Origin of the sequence: Streptomyces sp. NPDC050546, assembly GCF_044457425.1 — a bacterium.
GTDB lineage: Bacteria > Actinomycetota > Actinomycetes > Streptomycetales > Streptomycetaceae > Streptomyces.
Map to the genome: position 1 here is coordinate 260,604 of NZ_JBITGX010000008.1, position 21,712 is coordinate 282,315.

Genomic DNA, 21,712 nt, shown 5'->3' on the forward strand with positions numbered 1-21,712 from the left:
CTCGTCATCCGGCCAGGCTGAAGCGTTCGAAGTGGATCTGCGGCTTGGGCACGCCCAGCTCGCGCAGGCTGCCGAGCACCGCGTTCATCATCGGCGGCGGGCCACAGAGATAGACGTCCCGCCCGGCGATGTCCGGCACGAGACGGGCCAGCTCCCCGGGCGCCAGCCGGTCCGGCACGGCCGGTCCCGTCACCAGGTGCAGCTCCGCGCCCTTGGCGTGCGCGAGGTCGCGCAGTTCGTCGTAGAGGACGGCGTCCTGGTCCGTGGCGACCCGGTAGATCACGACCGCGTGGCCGTGCAGTTCCTCCAGCAGGGCCCGGATCGGTGTGACCCCGACGCCGCCGGCGATGAGCAGGGCGTCCGGGCGGGTGCGGTGCAGGGTGGTGAAGGCGCCGTAGGGGCCCTCGGCGAAGACGCGCGTGCCGACCTTCAGGTGGCGCAGGGCCGCGCTGCCGTCGCCCGCGCGCTTGGCGGTCAGCCGGAGCGTACGGCCGTCCGGGGCGGCGGACAGCGAGAACGGGTTGGCCTGCCACCAGCGGTCCTTGGTCAGGAACCGCCACAGGAAGAACTGTCCGGCCCGGGCGGGCAGCCGGTCCAGGTCGCGGCCCGTGATGTAGATGGAGACGACGTGGTCGTTCTCGGGGACGACGGCCGTCACGCGCAGCTGGTGGCGGAGATTGCGCCACAGCGGCAGCACCAGGCGGCCCGTGAACACGGCGGCGAGGGCCGCGCCCCACACGGCGTACCAGTACGTCTTCGCCGCGGACGACGAGGCGAACGTGGTGCCCGCCGCGACCTGGTGCGTGAACGCAAGCACCACCGCGACGTAGGTGTACAGGTGGATGAAGTGCCAGGTCTCGTAGGCCAGCCGGCGCCGGGCGGAGCGGGCCGAGACCACGCCGACCACGATGATGATCGCCAGGGCGGTGATCGCGCGCAGCACGCCCTCGACGGTCTCCGCGAGGTCGACCAGCTGGTTCACCGGGTCCAGCGACGAGGACTGGGCGTAGCCGAAGACGATGAACACCGCGTGCGCGAGCAGCAGCCACAGCACCGAGAAGCCGGTCCAGCGGTGCCAGGACGTCAGCCGGTCCATGCCGATCCGCCGGTCGAACCAGGGCAGCCGGGCCACCAGCAGCAGCTGGAACGCCATGAGCAGCGAACCGTACAGGCCGGTCAGCCGGCCCAGCACGATCAGCGTGTTGGAGGCGAAGCCGGCCTGGACGAAGAACACGGCCACCACGACCGCGTTGGCGAGCAGCACCGCGTACAGGCCGGTGCGCCCCACCACTCTGGGGCGCACGCCCGCGCGGGTCGCCGCGGGAGGTTGTTGGAGGGTCGTCACGGTCGGCAGCTCCTTGATCGGATCCTGGGATACCGAGCTTGTCGCCAAGGAGCTGTCGAAATACTGTCGCTCAACTTTCAAGTGATTATCGATCCCGCAGCGAAGCCACGAGCGGCTATGGAGGCGCAGGACACGTGAAGCACTATGAGCGGGTGGAAAAAGTACGCCTCCTCGTCGTCGACGACGACCCGCCCATCGCCGACCTCGTCGCGACCGTCGCCCGCTACGAGGGCTGGGACGCGGTGACGGCGTACACCGGCGAGGACGCGCTGAAGCGGGCCGCCGAGTTCCACCCCGACATCGTGGTGCTCGACCTGATGCTGCCCGGCGTGGACGGCTTCGGCGTCCTGGACCGGCTGCGCGCCTCCGGGACGATGGTGCCGGTGGTGTTCCTCACCGCGCGCGACGGCGTCGCCGACCGGGTCGCGGGCCTGACGCGGGGCGGCGACGACTACCTGGTCAAGCCGTTCGCCGTGGAGGAGCTGATGGCCCGGCTGCGGACCGTGCTGCGGCGCAGCGCCGGCCCCGCCTTCCAGCGGTCCGTGCTCCAGGTCGGCGACCTGACCATGGACGAGGACACCCGCGAGGTACGGCGCGGCGAGAGGCTGCTGTCGCTCACCCCCACCGAGTACGAGGTGCTGCGCTACCTCATGCGCAAGTCGCCCACCGTGCTCACCAAGGCGCAGATCCTCGACCACGTCTGGGAGTACGGCTTCGGCGGCCGCTCCAACGTCGTCGAGCTGGTCGTCAGCCGGCTGCGCCGCAAGCTCGACGAGACGGACGACGGCGGCGCGCCCCTGATCCACACCGTGCGGGGATTCGGGTACGTGCTGCGGCAGGCCTCCGAGTGATCGCCAGGCTGCGGCGGACCTACCGCAGGATGCGCCTGGGCACCCGGCTGGCGCTGGGCCTCGGCGCCCTGGCGCTGGTCGTCTTCGCCGTCGTCGGCACGGCCCTGACCACGTACATGCGGGACTACCTCTCGGCCCAGCTCGACACCCAGCTGGCACAGGCCCAGATCGCCCAGTCCAAGAGCATCGCGGACTACGGCACGCTCTCGGGCAAGAAGTACTACAGCTGGTTCTACGCCGTGTACGACGTGTCGGACGGCACGCCCGAGCTCCGCAGGCCCGAGGACCCCGCCGACCTGCCGAAGGACGTCGACGACTTCACCGACCTGGCCCGGGCGCAGACCGCCGCGCACGGCGAGCTGCTGCGCACCGAGCATCTCAAGGGCGCGGGCTCCTACCGGCTGCGCGCCTGCCAGGTCGAGCCCGGGGTCGTCCTGGTCAGCGCCGCGCCCATGGAGGACATCGAGGACACGGTCGGGCAGCTGATCACCATCCAGGTCGTCACCTTCGGGGCCGCGCTGCTCGCGCTGGTCGTCTTCGGCCGCAGGACCCTGCGCCGCGGACTGAAACCGCTCAGCGACATGGCGTCCACCGCGCACGGCATCGCCTCGCACGACCTGACCGAGTCGGCGGCCCGGCTGCCGCTGCGCGCCGACGGCCGGGACGGCGGGCCCGAGGTGGACGAGCTGCGGACCGCCTTCAACACGATGCTGGAGCACATCGACGACTCCCTCGCCGTGCGCGCGGAGGCCGAGCAGCGGCTGCGCCGGTTCGTCGCCGACGCCTCGCACGAGCTGCGCACCCCGCTGATGTCGGTACGCGGCTATGCCGACCTCTTCCAGTACGCCGCCGCCAACGCCCCCGAGGAACGCGACCGGCACCTGGCCCGGCTGCGCGCCGAGGCCGCCCGGATGGGCGTCCTCCTGGACGACCTGCTGCTGCTCGCCCGGCTGGACGCGGCGGAGGTGGAGGAGCCGCTGCGGCTGGAGGACGCCGACCTGGTGGAGTTGGTGTGCCAGGCCGCCGACGCCTTCCGCGCGGGCCGCCCCGACCATCCGCTGACCGTGCTCGCGGGACCGCGGCCGGTGCGGCTGCGGATGGACCCGCTGCGCATCCGGCAGGTCGTCGACAACCTCCTCACCAACGCCGCCGTGCACACCCCCGCCGGGACGAAGGTGTCCGTGGAGGTGTGCCTCGCGCCCGGCTCGGCCGAGGTGCGGGTCGCCGACACCGGTCCGGGTATCCCGCCCGACGACCGGGCCCGGGTCTTCGACCGCTTCTACCGCGTCGACAAGGCCCGCACCCGCGACCGCGGCGGCAGCGGCCTCGGCCTCGCGGTCGCCCAGTCCCTGGTCCGGGCGCACGGCGGCCGCATCGAGCTGGACAGCGAGCCGGGGGCGACGGTGTTCACCGTGCGCCTGCCGAGGCAGGGGGAGGGGGTCCCGGCCGCCCGGGGCCCGGAAACCACCGCCGTCTAGACTCGTCCGGCAACAGCCCGTACGACCATGGCCAGAAGTCTCCGCCAACCCGAAGGGGCCCCGGCGCCTTGATACGGATCGAATCAGTCACCAAGCGGTACCCGGACGGCACGGTGGCGGTCGACCGGCTCTCCATGGAGATACCCGACCGCTCGATCACCGTCCTCGTCGGACCGTCGGGCTGTGGCAAGACGACCACCCTGCGGATGATCAACAGGATGGTCGAACCGAGCGAGGGAACGATCCTTCTCGACGGCGAGGACATCCAGCGGCAGCCCGTCACCACCCTGCGCCGTTCCATGGGCTACGTCATCCAGAACGCCGGCCTCTTCCAGCACCGCACGATCGTCGACAACATCGCGACCGTGCCGCGCATGCTCGGCTGGGGCAAGCAGAAGGCCCGGGCCCGGGCGGCCGAACTGATGGAGCGCGTGGGCCTGGACGCCGCGCTCGCCAAGCGGTACCCGTACCAGCTCTCCGGCGGCCAGCAGCAGCGCGTCGGCGTGGCCCGGGCGCTCGCCGCCGACCCGCCGGTGCTGCTCATGGACGAGCCGTTCTCGGCGGTCGACCCCGTGGTGCGCAAGGTCCTCCAGGACGAACTGCTGCGCATCCAGGAAGAGCTGGGCAAGACCATCGTCTTCGTCACGCACGACATCGACGAGGCGATCAAGCTCGGCACGATGGTCGCCGTACTGCGGGAAGGCGGCCATCTCGCCCAGTACGCGCCGCCCGCCGAGCTGCTCTCGAACCCCGCCGACGCCTTCGTCGAGGACTTCCTCGGTGCCGACCGCGGCATCCGGGGCCTGTCGTTCTTCCCGTCCGCGGGGCTCACGCTGACGACCGGCCCGGTCATCCGGGTCGACGCCACCGCCGAGCAGATCGCCGCCCCCGACGCCCCCTGGCTGCTGGTGACCGACGCGGACGGCAAGCCGCTCGGCTGGGGCACGCCGGACGATCTGACGGCCGGTGACATCAGGCCCGACCGGCTCCTGTCCCACGGGCGGCCGTTCGTGCCCGGCACCGACTCGCTGCGGGCCGCCCTCGACTGCGCCGTGCTCTCCCCGACCGGCTGGGCCGTCGCCGTGGACGCCGGGGGACGGGTGACCGGCGTGGTCGAGCAGCACACCATCGGCGAGGCGATCCGCGGCGCCCACGCGGCACGGCGCGACGACGCGGACGAGCGCGACGACGAGGACGAGAAGGTCGCCGGATGAGCGACTACCTCCACAACTTCTTCGACATCCCGAGCGACCTCCAGCACAGCTGGTTCGGGCTGATCGGGCTGCACCTGAGGGAGGCCCTGCTGCCGGTGGCGGCCGGACTGCTCCTGGCGCTGCCGATCGCCCAGCTGTGCGTGCGCTTCCGCTGGCTGTACCCGCCCGTCCTCGGCCTGACGACCGTTCTGTACGCCATCCCGTCCCTGGCGTTCTTCGTCGTGCTCATCGACTACACCGGCCAGACCGAACTCACCGTGATGATCCCGCTGGCCGTGTACAGCCTGGTGGTGCTCGTCCCAGCGATCGTCGACGGGGTGCGCTCGGTGCCCCCGGAGACCCTGGCCGCCGCCACCGCCATGGGCTTCGGGCCGGTACGGCGGTACTTCCAGGTGCAGTTGCCGATCGCGGTACCGGCGATCATCGCGGGCCTCAGGGTGGCGACCGTGTCGAGCATCTCCCTCGTCAGCGTCGGCATGCTCATCGGCAACCAGGGCGCGCTCGGCAACCTGCTCCACGACGCGCAGATCTACAACCGGCCCGAACTCACCTGGAACTCCGTGATCACCACGGCGCTCCTGGCGATCCTCGTCGACGCCCTGCTGGTCCTCGTCCGGGTGCTGCTGACGCCCTGGATGCCGAGCGGGAGGGCCCGTCGCAAGCCGGCGCCCGCCCTTGAGGAAGCCGCCCGGTGAACGTACTCAACTTCGTCAACGCGTTCTTCAGCGACAGCGCCCACTGGCAGGGCTACGACGGCATCCCGGCCCGGCTCGGGGAGCATGTCCAGTACACCCTGGAAGCGCTGCTCCTCGCCGCCGCGATCGGACTGCCGATCGGCCTGGTCACCGGGCACTACGGGCGCGGCGGCAACGCCCTGTCGCTGGTCGCCACCGCCGGGCGGGCCCTGCCCAGCTTCGGTCTGCTGGTGCTGATGACCACCCTGCTCGGGTTCGGGATGCTGCCCGTGATGATCCCGCTGGTCATCCTCGCCGTCCCGCCGATCCTCGTCACCACCTACGAGGCGATGCGCTCCGTCGACCCCTCGCCGGTGGACGCCGCCCGCGGCATGGGCATGCACGAGTCCCGGATCCTCTTCCAGGTGGAACTGCCGGTCGCCCTGCCGCTGATCCTCAGCGGCCTGCGCTCGGCGGCCATCCAGATCGTGTCGACGGCGACCATCGCCGCGTACGTCAGCCTGGGCGGTCTCGGCCGGTACATCGTCGACGGCCTTTACCAGCGCAACTACGAGAAGGTGGTGGGCGGCGCGACGCTCGTGGCCGTTCTCGCGCTGGTCACGCTCGCGCTGTTCTGGGCGGCGGCCCGGGTCGCGGTATCTCCGGGTGTGCGCAGGAGATGACGCCAATTGGTGACCAAGCTGCTCTTGACTGACCGAATATCCGCTGGCTTGGATCAGTGGGTGATTACTACACGGAAGAGCAGCACCCGGTCCATCACGAGGCACCCCGGCGCGGCAGCGGTCGCGCTGGCCGCGGCGGCAGCTCTTCTCGGGGGCTGTTCCTCCGGCGGCACCTCCGACGACCCGCTCAAGGGCGGCGGGGCGGAGGGCGGCGCCGTCGTCGTCGGCTCCAACAACTTCGCCGAGTCCATCCTGCTCGCCGACATCTACGGCGAGGCGCTCAAGGCCAAGGGCATCAAGGTCACCTACAAGCCCAACATAGGCAGCCGGGAGACCACCTACGGTCTGATGAAGAACGGCAGCGTCACCGTGCTGCCGGAGTACAACGGTTCCCTGCTGGCCTACCTCGACGCCAAGGCCAAGCCGAAGACGGTCGAGGAGACCACGACGGCCATCGACGGCAAGCTCGACTCCAAACTGGAGCTGCTGAAGCCGTCGGCCGCGCAGAACAAGGACTCCGTGACGGTCAACGCGGAGACCGCGAAGAAGTACAAGCTGACCGCGGACTCGTCCATCGCGGACCTCAAGGACGTCGCCAAGGACCTGGACTTCGGCGGTTCGCCGGAGTTCCAGACCCGGCACCAGGGGCTGGTGGGCCTCAAGTCGGTGTACGGCCTTGAGTTCAAGTCCTTCAAGTCCCTCGACGCGGGCGGTCCGCTGACCCAGACGGCGCTGAAGAAGAACACCGTGCAGGCCGCGGACCTCTTCACCACCGACCCGACCATCGCCCGGGACAAGTTCGTCGTCCTGAAGGACCCGGAGAACCTCTTCGGCTTCCAGAACGTGCAGCCGCTGGTCCGCAAGGGCGAGCTGTCCAAGGAGGGCGCCGCGGCACTCGACGCGGTCTCGGCCAAGCTCGACACGGCCGCGCTGCTCGAGCTGGACGCGCAGGTCCAGCTCGAGAAGAAGGACCCGCTGGACGTGGCCAAGGCGTGGCTGAAGTCGGCGGGCCTGACCTGACGCTCCGGTCCCGGGGGGGGGGGGGGGGGGCCCCCCCCGGGGGGGGGGGGCGGGCCCGGGGGGGGGGGGGGGGCGCCGGGGGGGGGGGGCGGGGGGGGGGGGGGGCGGCCCGCGGGGCACCCCCCGGCCCCCCTCCGCCTATCCCCCCGGGCGGGGGGGGCCCCGGGGGTGGCCCGGGGGGGGGGCCCCCCCCCCCCCCCCGGCCGCGGGGGGGGGGGGGGGGCCCCCCCCCCGGCCCCCGCGACGGCTCCCTAGGCCTGTACGGCCGACGCGATCAACTGGTCGATCAGCGCGATCAGTACGCCCTTGCACGACTCCCGGTCCCGCGCGTCGCACAGCAGTACCTGCACATGGTCCGGCACCGCGAGCGCGTCCCGGATGTCCTCGGGCGGATAAGGGTGCTTGCCGTGGAAGCCGTTGACCCCGACGACGAACGGGATCTCCCGGCGTTCGAAGAAGTCGATCGCGGCGAAGCTGGACTCCGGTCTGCGGACGTCGACCAGGACCACGGCGCCCAGTGCGCCGAGCGCCAGGTCGTTCCACATGAACCAGAACCGCTGCTGCCCCGGCGTGCCGAACAGGTACAGCACCAGTTCCCGGCTGATGGTGATTCTGCCGAAGTCCAGGGCCACGGTGGTGGCCCGCTTCTCCTCGATGCCGTCGAGATCGTCGATGCCCAGACCGGCCATGGTCAGGGGTTCCTCGGTGCGCAGCGGGGCGATCTCGCTGACCGACCCGACCATGGTGGTCTTGCCCACGCCGAAGCCCCCGGCGATGAGGATCTTGACCGTGTCGGGTGCCGAGGACGCGTCTGTGACGGGGTCAGAGCCGGCCAAGGCCGTCCCTCACTTTCTGCAGCAGGTCCAGGTCCGGAGTGGTACGGGAAACGAGGCGCGGCGGGCGGACGGTGATCCGGCCCGCCTCCAGCAGGTCGCAGAGCAGGATGACGACCACGCTCACCGGCAGGTCGAGCCGGGCGGCCAGCTCCGCCACGGCGACCGGCTCCGCACAGAGCCGGAGGATCCGGGTGTGCTCGGGCTGGCACCGGACCGCGGTGGCCGGTGGCGGATTGACCGCGGTCACCGTCGCGATGAGCGTGAAGTCGGCACGGCTGGGCCGGGTCCGGCCACCGGTCAGGGCGAACGGTCTTACGAGCCGGCCCGCCGAGTCGCCTTCGCCCACCTCACACGCCTGGGTCGACGACGGGTCCGGCCATGCCCCGCGGTGCCGCGCTGAGGTGCTCGCCGATCTTCTTCACCAGCATGTTCATCTGGTACGCGACCACACCGACGTCCGCGCCCGGGCCGGTCAGCACGACCAGATGGGCGCCGGGACCGGCGGAGGTCAGGATCAGATAGCTGTTGGCCATCTCGATGAGCGCCTGGCGCACCGGACCGCCCCGGAAGTCCATGCTGACGCCCTTGCTCAGGCTCATCAGACCGGAAGCGGTCGCCGCGAGCCGCTCGGCGTCGTCCCGGAGGAACCCGGTGGACTTGCTGACCACCAGGCCGTCCTCGGAGAGCACCACGGCCTGGTTCACGTCGGCGACCCGCTCCACGAGTCCGGTCAGCAGCTGGTCGAGCTGGGTGTGCGTGGCGGGGATGGGGCGTGTCATTGCGGTGTCCTTCGTCAGCGGTCGGCGGGCGGAGTCGAGGGGACGGGTTCGGCGGCGGCCTGCCGGGGTGGTGCGGCCGGGTCCTCGTCACGGGCCCGGAGCGTGCCGCGCTGGAAGCCGGCCAGGGAGGAGGCGGCGGCTTCCGCGGTGAAGTCGTCGAGGGAGCCGTCGTCGCCGTCGGGCGTGGACTCTTCGCGCAGTTCCTCGACCAGGCTGGTCTGCGGCACACGACGGGGGAGCGGGGCGAGGCCGTCTCCGCGGGGGGCGCGGGCGGCGGGTGCGGTCCGGGCCGCGACGAGGGGCCGCGGCTCACGCCCGGAACGGCCGTCGCCGGCACCGCCGGTGGCGCTCTCGGACCCGGCTTCGCCGCCACCGCCGCTGGTGCCGGAGACACTCTCGGCCCCCGCGGTCCGCTCGGCGCTCACCGAGTTCCGCCCGCCGCCCGAGCGCTGTCCGGCTTCCGGGCTTCGGCTGTCCGCCGTGTCCTGCCCGTGGTGCGGGCCTCGGCCGTCCGTCGGACCCTGCCCGGCGCCCGCGCCGCGTTCGTCGCCCAAGGCTTCTTCGGCCACCGCGCTCCGCCCGTCCTCCGGGTCTGCGACGTCCTTCGGCCTGCCGGCGGCCGGGAGACCCGTGCCCCGAGGGCCGCCGAGGGCCGTCAGGCTGTGCGTGCCGTTCAGGGTCCTGGCGTCGCGGGTGCCGGGTGTGCCGGTGGCGGGGATCTCCCGGACCACGATGTCGTGCGGTATCAGCACGATCGCCGTGGTCCCGCCGAACGGCGACAGGCGCAGGGTGACGGCGATGCCGTGCCGGTGGGCCAGCTGGGCTATCACGAACATGCCGAGGCGCAGGTCGTCGGCGAGCGCGACCACGTCGAACTGCGGGGGCACCGCGAGCTGTTCGTTGAAGGACGCGTAGTCCTCCTCCGACATGCCGAGGCCGCGGTCCTCGACCTCGACGGCCAGGCCCTTGGCCACCATCCCGGCCCGCACCGTGACGGGGCTCGGGGCAGGGGAGTACGCCGTCGCGTTGTCGATGAGCTCGGCCAGCAGATGGATGACGTCGGCGACCGCGGGCGGGGCGACGTACACCTCCTCCTCGGTGTGCACCTCCACCCGCTGGTACTCGGCGACCTCGCCGACCGCGCTGCGCAGGATGTCCATCAGCGCGACCGGCTCGGTCCAGCTGCGGCCCGGCCGTTCGCCGCTGACGATGACGAGGTTCTCCTCGTAGCGGCGCAACTGGCTGGCCGTGGAGTCCAGTTCGTACAGGCCCTTGAGGATGTCGGGATCGCTGTGCTCGCGCTCCAGCGCGTCCAGCTTGCTCAGCTGGAGGTTGACCAGGTTCTGGCTCTGCCGGGCGATGCCCAGGATGACCTTCTGGAAACCGCGCCGGGTGTCGGCGAGTTCGACCGCGGTGTGCACGGCCGTGCGCTGGGCGGTGTTGAACGCCCGGGCCACCTGGCCGAGTTCGTCCTGCCCGTAGTCCAGCGGGGTCGTCGCCGACTCCGGGTCGACCGTCTCGCCCCGCTCCAGCCGCGCCACCACGTCGGGCAGCCGCTCCTGCGCCAGGCTGACGGCGGCCCGGCGCAGGCCGCGCAGCCGCCGGGACAGCGAGCGGGTGATCCGCCAGGACATGCCGACGCACAGCAGCAGCGCGAGCAGCCCGCCGGCGCTCAGCGACGCCGCCTTGATCAGGGTCTCGTCCGCCTTGTCGGCGCTGCGTTCCAGCAGCCCCGTCGTCTGCCGCTCGATGAGGCTCGCGTAGTGCGCGGACAGCTTGTCCATGGCGGCGTTCCACCGCTTCTGCGTGTCCGGCAGGGCGATCCGGTCCGCGTCGGCACTGGAGTTCCGGGCCGCCAGCACCTGGTCCTCGATCGACTCCAGCGTCCGCCACTCCGGGCTCGCCAGGATCCGCTCGGTCTGTGCCTTGGCCTCGCCGGTCAGCTGGGGCACGACCTGGTCCTGGACCAGCCAGCGCCGGGTGTTCACGAGTTCCGCGTACTGCACCCACGCCCTGTCGTCCAGATGCCCCGACGGCCAGGCCAGGGTCAGCTGCGCGTCCTCCCGGGAGACCAGCTCCGCCGCGTGCTCCAGCGCGACCAGCGGACCGGCCTGCGAGGTGAGATCGCCGTCGTCGACCTGGGAGAGCTCCTGGAAGGCGTGGATCTGGTCGTCGATGATCGAGGAGTACTGGTCCAGCGCCTGCTGGGGAGTGATGTCGGTGGGGTCGTCCACCTGGTCCCGGTAGTACTCGAGGCTTCCGACCGAGCCCAGCACCGAGTACAGCCGGTCGGAGACGCGGGAGGGCGCCTTCTCGATCGCGTCCGCCTGCCCGACCAGCTTCCCGACCGCCTTGTCGGTGTCCTCGCGCTGCGCGTCGAGGGCGGCCCGGGAGCCGTGCGGCGAGGCCAGCCAGGCGGCCGACAGGCTGCGCTCCCGCTGCAGCGCGAGCGTCGCGTCGGTGCCCATGGCGCCGGTCGACCGGCTCAGCTCGGTCTGGTCACGCAGCCGCAGGCCTTCCGAGAACATCTGGATCGTCGTCACGCCCCACATGGCGGCGAGGGTGACGCTGGGCACCAGGGCCAGCAGCCACAGGGAGAGGCGTATGGAACCGAGACGGCGCCGGGCACCTGTCCGTCGAGACATCGTCGTCCTAGGGCGATCAGCGGGGAGCGAGGAACGGGGAAGCGGAACGGTCGGGGAGGGTGGGGGACGGGCGCGGGGGTGGGGGCGTGCCGGGCGCGGCACATGGGATGCGCAGGATGTTATCCGTACAAGTGGGCGTGCGAACCGGGCCTGACCGAATCTTTGGCGACACCGTCACAGGAAGTGTCCGGTCACCGGGTCCCGGCGGCGGCGAACCGTGCCACAGCGGACACGTTCGACCTGGTCACGAACGCGGGACCGGTCAGCACCGGAGCCGTCCCGCCGCCGCTGATATTGCCGTTGGTGCGGTACAGCCACAAGGCGTCCACCGCGAGGTAGCCCTGCAGATACGGCTGCTGGTCCACGGCGAACTGCACATCGCCGCCCTGGACCGCCTTGACCAGGTCCTTGTTGAGGTCGAAGGTGGCCACCTCGGCTCTGCTGCCGGCCTGCTCGACGGCCTTGACCGCGCTCAGCGCGAACTGGGCGCCGTTGGTGACGACCTCGTCGATGCTGGTGTCCTGCCGCAGCCGGGACGCGATCGTGGCGGTCACCGCGTTCAGGTCGGTGCCGTCCACGTACAGGTTGTCGGTGTCGCCGCCGAACGTCTTCCGCACGCCGGCGCAGCGGGCCTCCAGCGCGACATTGCCCCGCTCGTGCACCACGCACAGGGCGTGCTTGGCCCTGACCTCGTCCAGCTTGTCGCCGACGGCCCGGCCGGCGACGGACTCGTCCTGGCCGAAGTACTCGAGGAGTCCCGCGGGCCGCCAGGCGTCGATGCCGGAGTTGAGCCCGACGACGGGGATGCCGGCCGCCTTGGCCTGGGCGACCGGGCCGCGCATCGCCGCCGGTTTGGCCAGCGTCACGGCGATGCCGTCGACCCCCTCGCGGACGGCGTCCTTCACCAGCGCGGCCTGCGCTGCCGGGTCGGAGTCCCCGGCGTACGTCAGGTCGATGCCGTCCTTGGCGGCCGCCGCCTCGGCGCCTCGGCGCACCAGGTCCCAGAAGGCGTCGCCCTCGCCGCCGTGGGTGACGAGGGCGACCTTCATCCCGCCGCCGGACCGCTCTGCCGTGTCCGGCCCGTCGTCGGCGGCGCCGAGGACGGAGCAGCCGGACACCAGCAGACACGCGGCGGAGGCCAGGGCCACGGTTCGGAAGAGTCTCGGGGTGGTGGGCTGCGGGGGAGGAGCGTTCATGGGGGGTGGACCTCGCTGTGCGGCCGAGCAAGAGCAGGGTGAGAGCACAGCGGGGCCGTGAACGTGCACGACCCGATGACTCTCTCTGGCCCGGAGCCAACCGTGTGTGACCACCGGTCGTCAAGTGAGCGGCCACAAGCCGTGAGTTGCTGCTGCCGCATCGTGATGATCCGTCCGACGGGCCGAACGGCGAGGTCAGGGTCCCTTTCCCCGGCTACGGCTTGCGCGCCACCGCCCCGTACATCGCGATGTCCTCGTCCCGGATCGTGACACCGTTCCCGGCATCGCCGTTCTCCGTACCGTCCGTGCGGTTCGGGCGCCACTTGTGGACCTGCGCGATGCCGGGCTCCACCAGGTCGAGACCCTCGAAGAACTCCGCCGCCTCGGGGAGGGTGCGCAACCGCATCGGCATGCCGCGCGCGGCGTACTCCCGGGCCACCCGGCCGACCTCGTCGGGGGCGAAGTCGGCGGTGCCGACGGACATCGCGAGGCAGCTGCCGGGCGGCAGCGGGTCGAGGAGCCGGCGCACGATGCCGACGGCGTCGTGCTCGTCCAGCATGAAGTGCACGATCGCGATGACGGTCAGCGCGACCGGCTCCGACAGGTCGAGGGTCTCCCGGAAGCCGGGGGCGGCGAGGATGGCCGCCGGATCGCGCATGTCCGCCTCGACATACGCCGTCCTGCCCTCGGGTGTGCCGGACAGCAGGCCCTGGGAGAGGGAGAGGACGAGCGGATCGTTGTCGACGTAGACGACCCGCGCCGCCGGGGCCGCGGCCTGGGCGATCTCGTGCAGGTTGGGCGGGGTCGGTATGCCGGTGCCGATGTCGAGGAACTGGCGTATCCCCGCCTCGGCGGCGAGGTACCGCACGGCGCGGTGCATGAAGTCGCGGTTGGCCCGCATGTGCACCGGCAGGGCGGGCCACTCGCGGCACATGGCGTCGCCCGCCTCCCGGTCGGCGGGGTAGTTGTCGTCCCCGCCGAGGATGTAGTCGTAGATCCGCGCGGAGTGCGCGCTCTCGGTGTCGATACGGTGCTCCGGCATCCGGGCCTCCCAGTACACAACTCACCTGTCAGCGGCCACAGTTGGACCGATGGGCGCGATTCCATCACTCCTGGCGCCGGGAGGGAAGAAACAGCTTTCCCAGGTGGGCGCCGCGGGCCGCCTAAACTGGTGCGGCTCGCGGCTCGCGGCTCGCGGCTCGCGGCTCCCGGGACGACGGGCGCGACGGACACGACGGACACGACGGACACGGCGTTCACGACGGAAGGGGCGGCGACGGTGGCGGCAGCCGGCAGTGGCTTCGAGGACCCGTCCGCCGACGTGCTCGCCGAGGCGGCCGCGGCCTTCGGGTTGCTGGCCTCGCCCGCCCGGCTGCACATCGTCTGGGCGCTGGCCCAGGGCGAGAGCGACGTGACCGGGCTCGCGGAGCGGGTCGGCGGCGCGCTGCCCGCGGTCAGCCAGCACCTCACCAAGCTGAAGCTGGCCGGCCTCGTCCGCTCCCGCCGCGAGGGCCGCCGGCAGGTGTACTACGTCGACGACCCGGACATCGTCGACGTCGTACGGCTCCTGGTGGGCCGGCTCACCGACCGCGCCGCACCGGCGCGCCGCCGGCTCCGTGGCCTCTGAGACCGCCGAGGGCACCACCCTGGAGGTGCTGCGGCGGCTGGAGTCGGGGCCCCGAGGGCTGACCGAGGCCGAGGCCGCGGCGCGGCTGACCACCTCCGGCGAGAACACCCTGCCGGAGGCGCGCACACCGTCCTGGCCCCTCCGCTGCGCGCACGCCCTGCGCGACCCCTTCACCGCCGTACTGCTCTGCCTCGGCCTGGTGTCCGTCGCCATGGCGTCCTGGGGCACCGGGGTGGTCATCCTCGCCCTGGTCGTGGTGAGCTGCGTGCTGCGCGCGACCGGGGAGCACCGGGCCGACCGGTCCATGTCCGCCCTGCGCGACCTGGTCGCCGGCACGGCTTCGGCGCTCCGCCGCACCGACGGCGGGGAGCAGCCGGAGTCCCGGGAGGTCCCGGTCGCCGAACTGGTCCCCGGCGACGTGATCCGCCTCGGCCCGGGCGACCTGGTCCCGGCGGACGTACGACTGCTGCGGGCGCGGGGGCTCACGGTGCACCAGGGCGTCGTGACCGGTGAGTCGGCGCCGCTGGACAAGGGAACGGCGGACGGGACGGGCGAGTCCCTCCTGTGCTTCCAGGGCAGCACCGTCGCCTCGGGCACCGCCACCGCCGTCGTGGTCGCCACCGGCACCGGGACCCGGTTCGCCGCGGCGCACCGGCAGCCCGCCGCGCGCCGGGAGGGCGGGGCCTTCGACCGGTCCGTGCACGGGATCTCCTGGGTGCTGATCCGGTTCATGCTGCTGACCCCGCCCCTGGTGCTGATGGCCAACGCGGCGCTGCGCGGACGCGGCCTGGAGACCCTGCCCTTCGCCGTCGCGGTCGCCGTCGGTCTGACGCCCGAGATGCTGCCGGTGATCGTCACCACCTGCCTGGCCCGGGGCGCCGCCCTCCTGGCCCGCACGCACGGCGTCATCGTGAAACGGCTGCCCGCGCTGCACGACCTGGGCGCCGTCGACGTGCTGTGCGTCGACAAGACCGGCACGCTCACCCAGGACCGGCCGGTCGTCGCACGGTCCCTCGACCCGGCCGGCCGGGACGACCCGGAGGTGCTGCACTGGGCCGCCGTCGGCGCCTGGTGGACCCTCCAGCTCGCCGAACTGCCCGCGCCCGACGCCCTCGACGAGGCCCTGCTGGAGGCGGCCGGGCCGGTGGGCGAGGAGTACGACGGGGTGGACGCCGTGCCGTTCGACCCGGCGCGGCGGATCTCGACGGCGGTGGTACGCGGCTCCCTCGGACGGCACACCGTCGTCGTCACCGGTGCGGTCGAGGCCGTACTGGAACGCTGTGCGACCGGGCCCGGCGAGCACGACCGGCTGCTCGCCCTCGCCGCCCGGGAAGCCGCCACCGGGCTGCGGGTGCTGGCCCTCGCCACGGCCGACCGCCCCTCCGGCGCGAAACCGTCGGCCGATCCCCGGGGCCTGGCCTTCCGGGGCCTGGTGACCTTCCGGGACGCCCTCGCCCCGACCGCCATCGAGGCCCTGCGCGGCCTGGCCGACCGCGGCGTCACCGTCAAGGTCCTCACCGGCGACCACCCGGCCACGGCGGCCCGGGCCTGCCGGGAACTCGGCCTGGATCCGGGGCGGGTACGGACCGCCGCGCACCTGGCGGACGCCGAAGCCGCCGGGGCGACCGTGGTCGCCCGCTGCACCCCTCAGGACAAGGCCCGCCTCGTCGCCGCCCTGCGCGCCGCCGGGCACACCGTCGGGTTCCTCGGCGACGGCGTGAACGACGTGGCCGCGCTGCGCGCCGCCGACGTCTCTCTCGCGCCCCGCTCCGCGGTCGGTGTGGCCCGGGAGAGCGCCGACGTCGTCCTCGCCGAGAAGGACCTCACGGCGATCGGCCACGCGATCACGGCCGGCCGGCACGCGAGCGGCAACATCGCCTCGTACCTGCGGGTCACGCTCTCCTCCAATCTGGGCAACGTCGTCGCCATGCTCGCCGCGGGTCTGCTCCTGCCCTTCCTGCCGATGCTCCCGGCCCAGGTGCTCGCGCAGAACCTGTGCTTCGACGCGGCCCAGCTCGCCTTCGCCCACGACCGTCCCGGCGCGGCGGCGTTGCGCGGCCCTGCCGTGCTGCGGCCGCGCTCCTTCCTGAGGTTCGTCACCGGCTTCGGCCTGCTCAACGCGCTCGCCGACCTCGCCACCTTCGCCGTCCTCGCCCTCGCGCTGAACGGCCCCGACGCCGTGGACGACGAGGCCGTGTTCCACTCCGCCTGGTTCACCGAGAACCTGCTCACCCAGGCCCTGGTGATGCTGCTCCTGCGCGGCGGCCGGCGCGTCGGGCGGAGCCGGATGCCGGGCCCGGTCGGCCTTGCGGCGGCCGGTCTCGCCGCCGTCGGCCTGCTGCTGCCGCCGAGCGCCCTCGGCGCGGCCCTCGGTATGACGGCCCTGCCCGCCGCGTACTACCTGCTGCCCGCCGTGGTGCTCGGCCTGTACGCCCTGGCCCTGACGGCGGCCAGGGCCCGGCAGCGGCGGCGTCAGCCGTAGGTGAGGTCCGAGCAGGGGTTGTCGTCCGCGGAACGGGCCCCGTCGGCGACCTCGGACGGTACGGCGGTCGGAGCAGGGGACGCGGACGCGGTCGCCGCCGGGCTGTCGGCGTACGACTGTCCCAGTACGACCTTGATCCCGCTGCCGGTCACCGACCGGAGCCTGGCGCCGGGGAGGGCCGCCGCGACGGTCCGGGCCCGGTCCTCGAGACCCGGGCCGTACTCGACCACCGTGGTCGCGTGGTCCTGGGCGGACGCCGTCGCCGTACCCGTGACGGTGAACCCGTCCGCGGTGAGGGCCTCGGCGGCGCGTGCGGCCAGTCCGGGGACCGCGGTGCCGTTGTAGACGGCGACGTCGATGCCGTCACCGGAGACCGGCGCGGGGGACGCGGGGTCGGGGGACGCGGGGCTGGAACCAGATTCTCCGGTTTTCTTTCCGCCGGCGTCCTGGCCGTCGATCGTGCGGTCGGCCCTGAGCGCGGCCCACAGCGCGTCGGCGTCCGGCTGCACGATCGCCACCCGGGAACCCTCGTAGCGCCAGGGCAGGGTGACGAACTTGGTGTTGTGCAGGTCGATGTCCTTCAGGGACATCGCGAAGGAGATCAGTTTGTCGGCGGAGCCGAGGCCGGGGTCGACGGTCAGTGACTGGGTGGCGGCCTCGGCCAGCGGCAACAGCCGCGTCGGGGTGAGCCCCTTGCTCTTCACCTCCTTGAGCAGACTGGCCACGAACGCCTGCTGCCGCTTGATCCGGCCGATGTCGCTGCCGTCGCCGATGCCGTGCCGGATCCGGACGTAGTCCAGCGCCCGCTGCCCCGCCACGGTCTGCTCGCCCTTGTGGAACAGCAGTTTGCCGGGGGCGGTGAGGTGTGGGTCGAGGTCGTTCTCGTGCACGTCCTGCGGCAGGCACACCCGCACCCCGCCCACCACCTCCGTCAGCCGTGCGAAGCCCTTGAAGTCGACGACGACGGTGTGGTCGACGCGCAGCCCGGTGAGCTGTTCGACCGTGTTCTGGGTGCAGGCGGGGTTGCCCTCGGCGGTCCGGCCGAGCGAGTACGCGGCGTTGAACATCGTGTCCGGCTGGGCCTTCGTCCAGCTGCCGTCGGGCAGTTTGCAGGACGGGACGGTGACCAGGGTGTCGCGGGGTATGGAGACGGCGAGGGCGTGCCGGTGGTCGGCGTAGACGTGCAGCAGGAACGCGGTGTCGGAGCGGCCCACGTCGTCCTTGTCGCCGCCGCCGAGCGCGCTGTTGCCGCCGGTGCGGGTGTCGGAGCCGATGACCAGGATGTTCTCGCCCTTCGACGAGCCGGCCGCCGGGCGGTTGTCGGAGAGACCGCCGGAGTCGAAGGTGCTGATGTCGCCGTCCAGCTTCAGATACAGCCAGCCGGCACCGCCCGCGGCGAGTACGAGCAGGGCCAGGCAGACCAGGAGGGCGACGCGTGGGCCGCGGCGGCGGCCGCGCCGCCTCCTCTGGTCCCGGGGCGCGGCCCGGTGCCGCGGTGGCTCTGTCCTCCGAATGCTGCTGACCGTCATCGGCGTCCGCTTGCCTCTCGTCCGAGGGTTGTACAGTTGCGCAATGTAGCAACTGTTGAAGAGAGGGAGGGCATGACGTGCTGCGCAACGGACTGGAGCCCTGGCATCTGCTGATCGTGGCGATCGTCGTGATCGTCCTGTTCGGCTCGAAGAAACTGCCGGACACGGCGCGTTCACTCGGCCGCTCGATGCGGATCCTCAAGAGCGAGGCGAAGGCACTGAAGCAGGAGGACGCCGGGGAACCGGCCTCGGGAGAGCCGGGTCTTCCGGACCCGGCGCCCTCCGCGGCGCCCGTCAGCCCGTCAGGACCGGCAGCGTCCGATGGCCGTGCGAGATGAACGAGTCCACCGGCAGCAGCTCCTCGGCCGGTACGGCCAGGGTGAGGCCGGGGAACCGTTCGAACAAGGCCGGCAGGGCCACGCGCGCCTCCAGCCTGCCGAGCGGGGCACCCAGGCAGTGGTGGACGCCGTACCCGAAGGCCAGATGGTCCTTCGCGGCGCGGGTGACGTCGAAGACGGCGGCGTCCGGGCCGTGCTGCTCCGGGTCGCGCCCTGCGGCGGCGTACGCGGCGAGGATCGCCTCGCCCTTGCGGATCACCGCACCGTCCGGGCCGCCCAGTTCGCCGAGGGGCAGATCCTCGACGGCGTACCGCAGCGGCAGGCTGGCCACCGGTGCCTCGGCCCGCAGGGTCTCCTCGATCACATCGTCCCAGGTGGCGCGTCCGTCGCGGACGTGCGCGAGCTGGCCGGGGCGGGTGAGCAGCGCGTGGACGGCGTTGTCGAGGAGGTTGACCGTCGTCTCGTGACCGGCGCTGATCATCAGCATCAGCGTGTCGAGCAGTTCCTGCTCGCTGAGCCGCGTGCCGCTCTCCTCCTCGTGGGCGGCGATCAGCGCGGAGGTGAGGTCGTCGCCGGGCGCCGCCCGTTTCACGGCGACGAGTTCACCGAGGACGGCGTAGAACCGGGCGTAGATGTCGGCGACCTCGGCGGCGTCGGCCGAGGTGTGGAAGACACCGTCCACCACGACCCGCAGCTCGTCCCCCAACTCCTCGGGCAGTCCGAGGAGTTCGCCGATGACCTGGATGGGCAGCGGGTAGCAGAACTCCTCCCGCAGATCGACGGCCCGGCCGTCCGCGCCGCCGCCGGCTCCCGCCTTGGCGACCCGGTCGAGCAGTGCCGCGGTGATCTCCTCGATCCGTGGCCGCAACGCGTTGGTGCGACGGGCGGTGAACGCCTTGGAGACGAGGGTGCGCAGCCGTTTGTGGTCGGTGCCGTAGGCCGTGAACATGTTCTGCACCGCCACCCAGGTGAACAGCGGCCAGTCCGGTGAGACCTCGCCGTCGATCCAGCGCTGCCAGTGCCGGCGCGGGTCCTTCGACACCCGTGGGTCGGTGAGCAGCCGTTTCAGAAGCGAGGTGTTGCTGACCGCCCAGGCCGGGACACCGTGGGGGAGTTCGACGGGGGTGACCGGGCCGCGCTCGCGGATCCGGGTCGCCTCGCCGTGGATGTCGCGGCCGGTCGGGTCGATCACAATCGGGTGCGTCTGATCCATCGGACTCTCCCTGGGCTGACGGCTGTTGTACGCCGCGCGCCCGCCTCGTGGGCAGGGTGCGTGGCCCGTCCAGCCAAGTCGCCGTGGCCGGGCGACGCCAGGGAGTGCGGGATCACTGGCCTGAAGAGGATCACGAGGCCTGATTCAGACGGCCTGTCCTGCCTCCCGCTCCAGGGGCGGCGCCTGTGCCCGCGCGGCCTTGGCGGCCTTCCTGCGCTGCCGCCGGCTGACGCGCGGCTCCTGGTCCGGGAGCCAGCCGAAGGTGAGGCAGCTGCCGACGACGCCCAGGAGCATGCCCACGAAGAAGCCGCCCAGGTTCGAGGTCATCCAGGTGGCCAGGGAGACCAGCACTCCGATGACCGAGTAGAACAGGCGCTGGGAGGGGTTGAAGAGGATCAGTACGCCGCACAGCAGCATCACGGCCGGGAACAGATAGCCGGCCAGACCCTGCATGCCGACGTGCAGGATGACGTCCAGCGACGCCTTCAGGGTGAGCAGGACCTCCGCCCCTCCCAGGGTGAGCAGCAGCCCGCCCCAGAAGGGACGGCCCGCCCGCCACCGGCGGAAGGCGGGCCGGACGTTCCCGCGTGCGCCGCCGGGCATCAGCAGCCCGACTCGCTGAAGCCCAGCTTCAGCCCCGGAAGCTTGAACACACCAGCTGTCGTGGCGTAGTTGGTCTGCCGCAGGTTGGCGATGTGCACCGTGTCGGACTGCTGGCTGAACACGCCGATCGGCCCGCGGCCCAGGTCTCCGGCCTTGTTGAGCTTGCTGGCGTCGTTGCCGATCTCGATGTTGGTGAAGGCCGCGTCGCCCGAGAGCTGGGTGGAGTCGGTCGTCAGGTCGGTGGCCCGGACCTTCTTCGTCCCCTCACCCGCCCTGATGATCAGGTTCGTGCCGCCCAGGTCCACGCTCTGGCACAGCTTGGTGAGCGTCGCGTCCTTGATCACGGAGGTGACGACCAGGACCTGGCCGCCGGTCTCGCCCGCGTTGGGGCTGCCCTCGGCCATCTCGTCCAGACCGCCGAACTGTGCGAAGCCGTTGCCCCTCAGCTCGGTCGCGGTGACCGTGAAGGGCATACCGGAGATGGCGAACTGCACGCCCAGCGCCCCCTCGGCGGTGAGGACCGCGAGGCTCGCGGCGACCAGGGTGGCCGGCACCGCCATCACCGCGGCCCGGCGTGCCCGGACCCGCCCGCGGCGCGCGGGGACGTCGGCGACGTCCGCGGCGGCCGGGCCGTCCGGTCTTTCGGGGGTGTGCTCGGCGGAGGAGGTCATGTCTGCTCCAGGTGCGTGTCGGTGCGGATCGGACTTCGGTGGCACGTTGCCCTGGCGCGGACACCGACCGCGTGCGTAAGCGCTACGACGCGGTAGCCGAGTCGGAAGTTACCGGGGGTTACATGAAGGGTCAAGGGAAGTGTGAACAAAGAGTGTTGAATGTGCGCCGTATGTGAGTCAACGGCGTTCGGAAACTCTCAGCCGACGCACAACTCCCTTGCAATGCCTTGACGTTGACTGACCGGTAGGTCTACAACTCTCCTCGTCTCACACCGGATCCGTGGCGCCGGATCCGTCACGCGGCACCGTCCGCGCGCCCCAGCACCGCCCGTACTGAACGGGTGTCTCGCCGTGCCACCAGCCACCCCCCGCCCGGCCCGGCCGGAGTCGCGTCCCCGTGCGTGCCTCCGGCCGGCGACCGGACCGCCGGTGGGGGGGCCGGGCCGGAAGGGGAAGCGGGGACGGCCCGCGCCCGCGGCGCCCCCAGCCGGCCCCCCCCCCCCCCCCCGACCGAACGCGGGGCCCCCC

20 protein-coding genes are annotated in these 21,712 nt (G+C 72.3%); 9 read left to right on the plus strand and 11 right to left on the minus strand.

What is annotated here, in order from left to right; genetic code table 11:
• Positions 1 to 4: 4 nt before the first annotated feature.
• Complete coding sequence (locus ACIBK5_RS21620; RefSeq protein ID WP_399021501.1) at positions 5 to 1,345, minus strand: ferric reductase-like transmembrane domain-containing protein; 1,341 nt, start codon at positions 1,343 to 1,345, stop codon at positions 5 to 7.
• 152 nt (positions 1,346 to 1,497) lie between these two features.
• Here ACIBK5_RS21620 and ACIBK5_RS21625 point away from each other — a divergent pair, with 152 nt between their 5' ends.
• From ACIBK5_RS21625 to ACIBK5_RS21650, 6 genes are all read left to right on the plus strand, one after another.
• Positions 1,498 to 2,196: a response regulator transcription factor gene (locus ACIBK5_RS21625; protein WP_382825598.1), complete on the plus strand. Its 699-nt coding sequence runs from the start codon at positions 1,498 to 1,500 to the stop codon at positions 2,194 to 2,196.
• Positions 2,193 to 3,674 carry a sensor histidine kinase gene (locus ACIBK5_RS21630; protein WP_399021502.1) on the plus strand — a complete coding sequence of 494 codons (1,482 nt, stop codon included), beginning with the start codon at positions 2,193 to 2,195 and terminating at the stop codon, positions 3,672 to 3,674. Before ACIBK5_RS21625 ends, ACIBK5_RS21630 begins: the two co-directional genes overlap by 4 nt.
• Before the next feature lie 68 nt (positions 3,675 to 3,742).
• The gene (locus tag ACIBK5_RS21635) at positions 3,743 to 4,888 is read left to right on the plus strand and encodes an ABC transporter ATP-binding protein (RefSeq protein ID WP_399021503.1); all 1,146 of its coding nucleotides are present in this window, start codon (positions 3,743 to 3,745) and stop codon (positions 4,886 to 4,888) included.
• Complete coding sequence (locus ACIBK5_RS21640; protein WP_399021504.1) at positions 4,885 to 5,583, plus strand: ABC transporter permease; 699 nt, start codon at positions 4,885 to 4,887, stop codon at positions 5,581 to 5,583. Before ACIBK5_RS21635 ends, ACIBK5_RS21640 begins: the two co-directional genes overlap by 4 nt.
• Positions 5,580 to 6,245, plus strand: a complete 666-nt coding sequence (locus ACIBK5_RS21645) for an ABC transporter permease (protein ID WP_382496137.1) — start codon at positions 5,580 to 5,582, stop codon at positions 6,243 to 6,245. Before ACIBK5_RS21640 ends, ACIBK5_RS21645 begins: the two co-directional genes overlap by 4 nt.
• Before the next feature lie 63 nt (positions 6,246 to 6,308).
• A complete protein-coding gene (locus ACIBK5_RS21650; protein ID WP_399021745.1) occupies positions 6,309 to 7,265 on the plus strand; it encodes an ABC transporter substrate-binding protein in 957 nt (318 codons plus the stop codon).
• Positions 7,266 to 7,516: 251 nt separating this feature from the next.
• On the opposite strand, the gene ACIBK5_RS21655 is transcribed toward ACIBK5_RS21650, so the two are convergent.
• The 6 genes from ACIBK5_RS21655 to ACIBK5_RS21680 all read right to left on the minus strand — a co-directional run bounded on the left by ACIBK5_RS21655 (position 7,517) and on the right by ACIBK5_RS21680 (position 13,763).
• Positions 7,517 to 8,101 carry a GTP-binding protein gene (locus ACIBK5_RS21655; protein ID WP_399021505.1) on the minus strand — a complete coding sequence of 195 codons (585 nt, stop codon included), beginning with the start codon at positions 8,099 to 8,101 and terminating at the stop codon, positions 7,517 to 7,519.
• Positions 8,088 to 8,447, minus strand: a complete 360-nt coding sequence (locus tag ACIBK5_RS21660) for a DUF742 domain-containing protein (RefSeq protein WP_399021506.1) — start codon at positions 8,445 to 8,447, stop codon at positions 8,088 to 8,090. The genes ACIBK5_RS21655 and ACIBK5_RS21660 overlap by 14 nt, the downstream gene beginning before the upstream one ends.
• 1 nt (position 8,448) lies before the next feature.
• A complete protein-coding gene (locus tag ACIBK5_RS21665; RefSeq protein WP_020271575.1) occupies positions 8,449 to 8,880 on the minus strand; it encodes a roadblock/LC7 domain-containing protein in 432 nt (143 codons plus the stop codon).
• 14 nt (positions 8,881 to 8,894) lie between these two features.
• On the minus strand, positions 8,895 to 11,525 hold the full coding sequence (locus ACIBK5_RS21670) for a nitrate- and nitrite sensing domain-containing protein (RefSeq protein ID WP_399021507.1): 2,631 nt from the start codon (positions 11,523 to 11,525) through the stop codon (positions 8,895 to 8,897).
• 191 nt (positions 11,526 to 11,716) lie between these two features.
• Positions 11,717 to 12,721 carry a substrate-binding domain-containing protein gene (locus ACIBK5_RS21675; protein ID WP_399021508.1) on the minus strand — a complete coding sequence of 335 codons (1,005 nt, stop codon included), beginning with the start codon at positions 12,719 to 12,721 and terminating at the stop codon, positions 11,717 to 11,719.
• 214 nt (positions 12,722 to 12,935) lie between these two features.
• Positions 12,936 to 13,763, minus strand: a complete 828-nt coding sequence (locus ACIBK5_RS21680) for an SAM-dependent methyltransferase (protein WP_399021509.1) — start codon at positions 13,761 to 13,763, stop codon at positions 12,936 to 12,938.
• Between the two features lie 237 nt (positions 13,764 to 14,000).
• Here ACIBK5_RS21680 and ACIBK5_RS21685 point away from each other — a divergent pair, with 237 nt between their 5' ends.
• On the plus strand, positions 14,001 to 14,348 hold the full coding sequence (locus ACIBK5_RS21685; protein ID WP_399021747.1) for an ArsR/SmtB family transcription factor: 348 nt from the start codon (positions 14,001 to 14,003) through the stop codon (positions 14,346 to 14,348).
• A complete protein-coding gene (gene mgtA / locus ACIBK5_RS21690; protein WP_399021510.1) occupies positions 14,338 to 16,830 on the plus strand; it encodes a magnesium-translocating P-type ATPase in 2,493 nt (830 codons plus the stop codon). Before ACIBK5_RS21685 ends, mgtA begins: the two co-directional genes overlap by 11 nt.
• On the opposite strand, the gene ACIBK5_RS21695 is transcribed toward mgtA, so the two are convergent.
• Complete coding sequence (locus ACIBK5_RS21695; protein WP_399021511.1) at positions 16,821 to 18,359, minus strand: LCP family protein; 1,539 nt, start codon at positions 18,357 to 18,359, stop codon at positions 16,821 to 16,823. The two genes, mgtA and ACIBK5_RS21695, sit on opposite strands and share 10 nt — an antisense overlap.
• A 77-nt stretch (positions 18,360 to 18,436) precedes the next feature.
• Between ACIBK5_RS21695 and tatA the strand changes: the two genes are divergently transcribed.
• Entirely contained in the window at positions 18,437 to 18,697 is a 261-nt protein-coding gene (gene tatA / locus ACIBK5_RS21700; RefSeq protein WP_399021512.1) for a Sec-independent protein translocase subunit TatA, read from the plus strand.
• On the opposite strand, the gene ACIBK5_RS21705 is transcribed toward tatA, so the two are convergent.
• The 3 genes from ACIBK5_RS21705 to ACIBK5_RS21715 form a co-directional block, all read right to left on the minus strand.
• Positions 18,654 to 19,910: a cytochrome P450 gene (locus ACIBK5_RS21705; protein WP_399021513.1), complete on the minus strand. Its 1,257-nt coding sequence runs from the start codon at positions 19,908 to 19,910 to the stop codon at positions 18,654 to 18,656. The two genes, tatA and ACIBK5_RS21705, sit on opposite strands and share 44 nt — an antisense overlap.
• Before the next feature lie 144 nt (positions 19,911 to 20,054).
• Entirely contained in the window at positions 20,055 to 20,513 is a 459-nt protein-coding gene (locus ACIBK5_RS21710; protein ID WP_399021514.1) for a DUF6114 domain-containing protein, read from the minus strand.
• Complete coding sequence (locus ACIBK5_RS21715) at positions 20,513 to 21,184, minus strand: DUF6230 family protein (protein WP_399021515.1); 672 nt, start codon at positions 21,182 to 21,184, stop codon at positions 20,513 to 20,515. The genes ACIBK5_RS21710 and ACIBK5_RS21715 overlap by 1 nt, the downstream gene beginning before the upstream one ends.
• Between the last annotated feature and the right edge of the window lie 528 nt (positions 21,185 to 21,712).

Excerpts from the sequence above, each read along its gene's own strand:
- ACIBK5_RS21675 (WP_399021508.1), bottom strand. The coding sequence starts at position 12,721 with ATGAACGCTCCTCCCCCGCAGCCCACCACCCCGAGACTCTTCCGAACC.
- ACIBK5_RS21710 (WP_399021514.1), bottom strand. The coding sequence starts at position 20,513 with ATGCCCGGCGGCGCACGCGGGAACGTCCGGCCCGCCTTCCGCCGGTGG.
- ACIBK5_RS21695 (WP_399021511.1), bottom strand. The coding sequence starts at position 18,359 with ATGACGGTCAGCAGCATTCGGAGGACAGAGCCACCGCGGCACCGGGCC.
- ACIBK5_RS21670 (WP_399021507.1), bottom strand. The coding sequence starts at position 11,525 with ATGTCTCGACGGACAGGTGCCCGGCGCCGTCTCGGTTCCATACGCCTC.
- ACIBK5_RS21705 (WP_399021513.1), bottom strand. The coding sequence starts at position 19,910 with ATGGATCAGACGCACCCGATTGTGATCGACCCGACCGGCCGCGACATC.
- ACIBK5_RS21640 (WP_399021504.1), top strand. The coding sequence starts at position 4,885 with ATGAGCGACTACCTCCACAACTTCTTCGACATCCCGAGCGACCTCCAG.
- ACIBK5_RS21680 (WP_399021509.1), bottom strand. The coding sequence starts at position 13,763 with ATGCCGGAGCACCGTATCGACACCGAGAGCGCGCACTCCGCGCGGATC.
- ACIBK5_RS21715 (WP_399021515.1), bottom strand. The coding sequence starts at position 21,184 with ATGACCTCCTCCGCCGAGCACACCCCCGAAAGACCGGACGGCCCGGCC.
- ACIBK5_RS21665 (WP_020271575.1), bottom strand. The coding sequence starts at position 8,880 with ATGACACGCCCCATCCCCGCCACGCACACCCAGCTCGACCAGCTGCTG.